Source organism: Vibrio genomosp. F10 str. 9ZD137 (genome assembly GCF_049974785.1).
GTDB lineage: Bacteria > Pseudomonadota > Gammaproteobacteria > Enterobacterales > Vibrionaceae > Vibrio.
In genome coordinates, this window is sequence record NZ_JBNGCJ010000717.1 from 1 (window position 1) to 7785 (window position 7785).

The 7785-nt window shown below is 42.3% G+C and carries 5 protein-coding genes; 3 read left to right on the forward strand and 2 right to left on the reverse strand.

Annotated elements, in window-relative coordinates; translation table 11 throughout:
• Positions 1 to 55: 55 nt before the first annotated feature.
• Positions 56 to 526, reverse strand: a complete 471-nt coding sequence (locus ACP45E_RS17070; RefSeq protein WP_017037804.1) for a hypothetical protein — start codon at positions 524 to 526, stop codon at positions 56 to 58.
• A 1979-nt stretch (positions 527 to 2505) separates the two neighbouring features.
• Here ACP45E_RS17070 and ACP45E_RS17075 point away from each other — a divergent pair.
• From ACP45E_RS17075 to ACP45E_RS17085, 3 genes are all read left to right on the forward strand, one after another.
• Complete coding sequence (locus tag ACP45E_RS17075; protein WP_017038225.1) at positions 2506 to 4455, forward strand: PTS mannitol transporter subunit IICBA; 1950 nt, start codon at positions 2506 to 2508, stop codon at positions 4453 to 4455.
• 102 nt (positions 4456 to 4557) lie between these two features.
• On the forward strand, positions 4558 to 5706 hold the full coding sequence (locus tag ACP45E_RS17080) for a mannitol-1-phosphate 5-dehydrogenase (RefSeq protein ID WP_069585302.1): 1149 nt from the start codon (positions 4558 to 4560) through the stop codon (positions 5704 to 5706).
• Positions 5707 to 5754: 48 nt separating this feature from the next.
• Positions 5755 to 6285, forward strand: a complete 531-nt coding sequence (locus ACP45E_RS17085) for an MltR family transcriptional regulator (RefSeq protein WP_017038227.1) — start codon at positions 5755 to 5757, stop codon at positions 6283 to 6285.
• 170 nt (positions 6286 to 6455) lie between these two features.
• On the opposite strand, the gene glmS is transcribed toward ACP45E_RS17085, so the two are convergent.
• Positions 6456 to 7785 (reverse strand): glutamine--fructose-6-phosphate transaminase (isomerizing) (gene glmS, locus ACP45E_RS17090; protein ID WP_069585304.1); only part of this gene is annotated, 1330 nt, incomplete at its 5' end.

Genomic DNA, 7785 nt, shown 5'->3' on the forward strand with positions numbered 1-7785 from the left:
CTAGGTTTTGTTGACGGCGTCGTCATTACGTCGACGACGACAAGGTTTTTACACACTATTTAGCCCTTGATTTTGACAGTGCGAGAAGCTCCTTTTTTCTATCTTGGTATTTCTCTGACACGACATGTAAGTAAATAGAAGACTCAGCTTTCACGGCTAAACCTAGGCCACGAACGATAGCGGCACAGAAGCCCTGATTGTTGGCTGAACCAGAAGAATAGAGGGATTTGTAGACCTGACTTTTCCATGGTTTATTACCCTGAGATTCGATAACCTCGAATAACTTAGAGCATGGAATCCATTGTTTTGAATGTAACCCTGCCCCTCCTGTCTGCCCAGCAATCCGGAAGTAGAGTTGTTTATCCTCAATATTTTGAGCAATCTCGTAGAGAACTGTCCCTTGAGATTTTGAACCTAGTTTGTCTGCTTCCCCTGATTTGAGGATGTTCGAGAATGGATTGTGTTTTGGCATGTCTTTAGATGCATCAGCTTCTGCATTCGCTGTACTACCTTTAGATTGGTTCATAGAAACTTTCCTTTATTTATTGAACTAGAAAGAAGACCCTTGTCGACACAAGTCGGTAAAAGTTATTCTAATTCAATAATATAAATTCATTTCTAGACTTATTACGCCTAGAGAATTCTTCCTGTCTTTTCCTGTCCGGTTCCTGTCTTTCCACCCAACTTTACCCCCATAACCTCGACGGCGTCGTCGTACTAAGTCATCCCCGACAACCCCATCATCCCCGTCGTCGACGTCAGAGAATTCATGCGGATAATCAGGTGATGTGATTTTGCTGGTGGATTTCGGAGTGATTCGGGGCAGGGTTACTATGTTGATTACAGGGCTGAAGCTTGGCTCATAATCGTTCGGTCCCCAGTTCAAATCTGGGAGGGGCCACCATATTCGGTTCGCTTCACAAAGAACAAAAAGGCCTGAGAGCAGTTATGCGTCTCAGGCCTTTTGCTTTTCCGCTCTCTATCTAGCAAATTACACGTCTTTATAACCTAATCAATACTAGCTCAGACCTTCTCTAACAAAGTAAGCCGCTAACCTCGGCAACCATGTTTAGGGTGTCATTGTTGATACTAAAAGGTGGTATATAGGCCATTTCGATACTCGTGATTATGTTCGCCACTATAGCTTAACTTGATCGCTTACTTGATCGCTAGTTGATCGCTTACTTAGTCGTGATTTCGGGTTAATAACGGTTAACTAACCAATAAACCTTAGTTACAGCTACTGTTTTCTGATTTCTTGTGTATCCATGAAGCCAATAAGCATGCAGCTTAAAGCCTATTAGGTTCACCGTCACCGATTTATGTTCGGGTGCTAAGTGTGCATACCGAAGCGTCATTTTTAGATCTAAGTGACCAAGTAATTCCCAAGCGGTATTCAAATCAACGCTGGCTCTATTTATTTTTAGGGCCCTATCTAGATGCGCTTCTAGATACGCCGATAGCTGACATCATACTTCCTCTAAATTTGGATCATGAAATCCAACATGCATTAATCTATCGAGATTCATACCTAGGAGAAATGCTGCGTTTAACAAACGTAATAGAGAGGTTTTACGGGAATGAAGTAGAAGTAATAAGTGCAGCCCTTAAGGTACCACTGGCCTCTATAATCAGTTGCAATGATCAAACCTGTACAGATAGTCGTGTAGTCACTACTTATATAAAAGGCCTGAGAGCGTTTATGCTTCTCAGGCCTTTTATATCTGTCCTACCCTTCATTCTGCTTTGCTACAGATACTTTGCACCGGATACAACGACGGGAGCGATTAGCTCCCGTCAATTCCAGCTCAGCAAACAAAGGTTATGTCATTATTTTTATAGGCGTTTAACGCAACCCCAAAGTAACAACAATCTTCCTTAATTAATATTACAGTTGGATATTTTGTGAGCAGTGATTGATTTGATTAAAAAAAAGGATCAAGATCGCATCGAAAAGGGGCGCGACTGGTTCGTTCTCGATAAAGCTAGGGAGAAACTCTTTTAACTTCCCCTATGCCATCAACAATAATCGCCCTAAAACGACTACCTATCTATCACTATTCACCAAACCAATGCATCTTCACCTGTCATTAACTTTCAGATAAAACCTGTGAGTTGTTAAATTTCAAGACAAAATGAAGGCTCAAGTAGAAAATACCGACCGAAATCACATTAAAAATCACAGAAAGATTGGAAATAGATAAAATAGTGATGCGTATCACAATTTATTTTTAATTTAAATGAATGAAAATGATAGATGTATCACCCATAATTTTGTTGACTTTTTTATTTAATCTATTCTGTAGGTAAATTACATACTAATAACTTGATGCCAATCACCAAAAGTTAACAAAGTCATTACAATAATGAGAAGATAATCACAAAAAACCCGTTGTCAGTTCTAAAATTAATTTATGTGGTAGATTGATTGAGTACTAAGCAACCAACGGTTTTAGCGAACCGTTACTACACAAATTTAAATAGAACATCGAACGGGGAATTCTAATGATATCACCAGATGCTAAGATCAAGATACAAAATTTTGGTCGCTTCCTATCTAACATGGTAATGCCAAATATTGGTGCCTTCATCGCCTGGGGGTTTATTACTGCACTCTTTATTCCAACTGGCTGGCTTCCAAACGAAACTCTTGCGTCCATGGTTGGACCAATGATTACCTACCTATTACCTTTATTGATCGGTTATACCGGCGGTAAATTAGTCGGCGGAGAACGCGGCGCGGTAGTCGGTGCAATTACAACAATGGGCGTGATTGTCGGGACTGACATCCCAATGTTTATGGGGGCAATGATGGTTGGCCCAATGGGCGGCTGGGCAATAAAAGTCTTTGACCAAAAAGTTGAAGGGAAAGTGAAAAGCGGTTTTGAGATGTTGGTCAACAATTTCTCAGCCGGCATTATCGGAATGGTATGTGCCATCATCGCTTTCTTCTTTATCGGACCATTTGTAAAAATATTATCTGCTGGTCTTGCTGGCGGAGTACACTTTTTAGTAGAAGCACACCTTCTGCCTCTCACCTCTATTTTTGTTGAACCAGCTAAAATCCTTTTCCTAAATAACGCCATTAACCACGGTATATTTTCTCCTCTGGGTATTCAGCAAGCCTCTGAAGCAGGCCAATCGATTTTCTTCCTTATCGAAGCAAATCCAGGCCCTGGTTTAGGTATCTTGCTTGCGTACATGGTGTTTGGTAAAGGCACAGCAAAACAAACCGCTGGTGGCGCATCGATCATTCATTTCTTTGGTGGTATCCACGAGATTTATTTCCCATACATCTTGATGAACCCTCGATTGATTCTTGCTGCCATTGCTGGTGGTATGACAGGCGTATTTGTTCTGACTGTCTTTGATGCGGGAATTGTTTCTCCAGCTTCACCAGGCTCAATCTTTGCTGTGTTACTTATGACTCAGAAAGCTTCAATCGTCGGCGTCCTAGCCTCTATCATTTCATCCGCTGCGGTTTCATTTGCCGTTGCTTCGGTATTAATGAAAACACAAACCACAACCGATGAAGATGGAGACGAATCAGCGCTAAATAAAGCGACATCTCAAATGAAAAATATGAAGTCAGCTTCTAAAGGCGCAACGGTTGCTCACCAAAATAAAGGCAACATAGATTTAGCCAATGTACAAAGCATTGTTGTCGCTTGCGATGCAGGAATGGGGTCTAGTGCTATGGGCGCTGGTCTATTGCGCAAAAAAATTCAAGAAGCGGGTTTAGCCATTAATGTCACTAACCTTGCGATTAACAGCCTTACAGAAGGTGCCGATATTGTGATTACTCATAAAGACCTGACTGATCGTGCTCGCATGCATGCTGAAAATGCACACCACATTTCATTAACGAATTTCCTAGACAGTGAAATGTACAACCAGCTCGTAGCAAAACTATTGTCTGCGCAAAAGAATACAGCGGCCAACGAAGACAACATTGGTAAGATGTCAGTATTAGCGGCGAATGACGACAGCTTTGAGCAAACTCAACCTTCTGTCTTCCAAATTCAAAGCAAGAATATTCACCTTGGGTTAAAAGCAAATAATAAAGACGATGCGATTCGCTTTGCCGGTAACAAACTCGTTGAGCTTGGTTATGTAGAGCCAGAGTATGTCGATGCCATGTTTGAGCGTGAAAAATTGGTCTCGACTTATCTTGGTGAATCTATTGCTGTTCCTCATGGAACCGTAGAAGCAAAAGATCGCGTAAAGAAAACGGGCATAGTGATTTGCCAATATCCATCGGGTATTCAGTTCACTGACGATAAAGACGATGTGGCGAAACTGGTTATCGGTATTGCTGCTAAAAATGACGAACATATTCAAGTTATTACCTCAATAACGAATGCGCTCGATGAGCCAGATGCCATCGAAAAGCTGACCAATACGCAAGATGTAAACGAAATTTTAAACATCTTATCAGGTCACCAAGCCGCATAAAGTTTTGCTCCTGAGCAAAAGAGGTCAACTGCGCCCCCTATACGTTGACCTCACCCAGAAGCAGAATCGTTATCCATTTATATATTTTGAGTAGGTAAGATTATGAAAAATGCAGTTCATTTTGGTGCTGGTAATATTGGCCGTGGCTTCATTGGTAAGTTACTCGCAGACGCTGACGTTGCCGTCACCTTTGCCGACGTAGATGAACCACTAGTGGATCAGCTCAGTCACAAACAAGAATATAAAGTCAAGGTTGTTGGTTCGAAGTGTCAAACGGACACTGTCACCCATGTCACTGCTGTTAATTCGGCGAGCGAAGATGTCATTGACCAAATCGTAAAAACCGATTTAGTGACAACAGCCGTCGGTCCAAACGTTCTCGACATCATCGCTAAGACGATTGCCAAGGGAATCGAGAAACGTTTCATCTCAGGGAATATAAAGCCCCTTAATATCATTGCTTGTGAAAATATGGTTCGTGGGACGACGCATTTAAAAGGCGAAGTTTACAAATACTTAGATGAATCATTGCACCACCAAGCAGAGACCCTTATTGGGTTTGTTGATTCAGCCGTTGATCGTATCGTTCCTCCTACCTCGGCAGCCAATGACGATCCTCTCGAGGTGACGGTTGAAAGCTTTAGTGAATGGATCGTTGACGAGCAACAATTTAAAGGTGAAATACCTGATATTGATGGTATGGAAAAGACCTCAAACCTAATGGCGTTCGTTGAACGTAAACTGTTTACTCTTAACACTGGTCACTGTGTTACTGCCTACCTAGGGTGGCTTAAAGGACACCCTACGATTCGTGATGCCATTGAAGATAAAGAGATTCGAGACGAAGTGAAACAAGCGATGCTCGAAAGCGGTGAAGTACTGATTCAACGTTATGGCTTTGATCGTGATATCCACAATGCGTACATTAACAAGATTCTAGATCGCTTTGCCAACCCATACCTTATTGATGAAGTGGATCGTGTAGGACGTCAACCGATTCGAAAATTGGGGGCTAATGATCGATTAATCAAACCGCTATTAGGTACAATCGAGTATCACCTTGAAAATAAAACGCTTTTAAAAGGCATTGCTGCCGCTTTAAAATACACAAACGCTACCGATCCACAGGCCGTCGAGTTACAGCAGTCGATACAGACACAAGGTGTTAAGAAAACCTTAGCGCAATATACGGGCTTAGCTGAATCAAGCGAAGAAGTGAAAAGCATTGAGCTAATTTTCAATCAACTATAGACAAATAGGGGCTTAATGCCCCTTTTATCGTAATTTTAAAAGAAGTGTATGCCCATTAATATCAACGAAACTGAGATCATCGAACAGCTAAATAACGCACCTTCTGTGCGGGGTTTTTTTATTGCGACCGTCGACGTTTTCAGCGATTCCATCGATGCTTTAGTTCAGCGAATATTTCGTAAAGATAATTTTGCCGTGCAGTCGGTCGTCGGGCCACTGTTGCAAGATACTGGCCCATTGGGTGATCTTTCTGTTCGTTTAAAGTTGCTGTTTGGCTTGGGTGTCCTTCCCGATGAGGTATATCACGACATCGAGGATATTATTAAGCTCAAAAATAAACTGAATAACGATGCGGCGGATTATCAGTTCACTGATCCTAATATTCTTCTACCAATAAAAGAACTCAACCTAGTCAAAAAAATGGGCATGGTTCAACTTGAAGTCACTGAGCCTGATGACGATGTTAATATTGAGTTCTATCACCTTCAATTACAGCGGCAGCAGCAAATTATTAAATCAAGCCTATCACTGGCTATTGTCGATATCTGCAATGAACTCGGCAAAGACAGTCCATTCTAGCCTTTATTCCCTTTTATTCGCCAGTCAATGCTAGAAACCGCATGAGCAAGCGGATTTGGTAAAAAAGAATGCGCATGTGCAATTAACGGCACCTCAATAAAGAAAATATAAAGCCAAGGCGATGACCTTGGCTTCAAATATAACTAATTGTCGTTTAGCTCTCTGACCATTTATTCCACCGTCACAGCTTTAGCTAGATTTCTAGGTTGGTCGACATCCGTACCTTTGATCAGCGCGACATGGTAAGACAGTAACTGCATTGGAACCGTGTAAAAAATAGGGGCTGTAATATCACTCACATGAGGCATTTTGATGATTTTCATGTTCTCATCGCTTTCAAACCCTGCCTTTTCATCAGCAAACACATACAACAAACCGCCACGAGCCCTTACTTCTTCGACATTCGATTTTAACTTTTCCAGTAAATCATTATTTGGTGCAACAACAACGACGGGCATATCCGCATCAATCAACGCAAGAGGCCCATGTTTAAGTTCACCAGCGGCATAGGCTTCAGCATGGATGTAAGATATTTCTTTCAGCTTCAATGAGGCTTCCATAGCAATAGGATAGAACTCACCGCGCCCCAAGAATAATGTGTGTTGTTTATCAGCAAAATCCGGAGCCAACGCTTCGATCTCTTTATCAAATGTGAGTGCTTTCTCGATATCAGCTGGAAGTTGGTGCAGTGCTTGAACGATCTCAGCTTCTTTCTCTTGATTGATGCGACCTTGTAGACGACCAATTGACGTTACCATCATCAGCATTGCTGCTAGTTGGGTAGTGAAAGCTTTAGTAGAAGCAACACCGATCTCTGTTCCTGCGCGAGTCATGAAGGCAAAATCAGATTCACGAACCAAAGAAGAACCCGCTACGTTACAAATAGTCATTGCTGACATGTAGCCTTTTTCTTTTGCAAGACGAAGTGCAGCCAGTGTATCAGCCGTTTCACCAGATTGAGACAGAGTTACCAATAGGCTGTTCGGGCGAACAACGAAGTCACGGTAACGGAACTCAGAAGCGATCTCTACGTCACAGCTTACGCCAGCTAGAGACTCAAACCAGTAGCGAGCCGCCATACCTGAGTTGTAAGACGTACCACATGCGATGATCTGCACGTGTTCAACCTTGCTTAGGATCTCTTCTGCCTTAACACCAATTGCATTAGTGATAACAGACGTTTCAGAGATGCGACCTTCCATCGTGTTGATTAGCGCTGTTGGCTGCTCAAAGATTTCTTTCTGCATGAAGTGACGGTATTGACCCTTGTCACCCGCATCGTGTTCTGCATTTGACTCAACGATGTCACGTTCAACACGCTCACCTGCTAAATCAAATACCGAGACATCACGACGAGTCACCTCAGCAACATCCCCTTCTTCAAGGTACATGAAGCGACGGGTTACACTTAGTAGTGCCAATTGATCAGATGCTAGGAAGTTCTCACCAACACCGAAACCGATAACAATCGGGCTACCAGAACGAGCCACAACAATACGG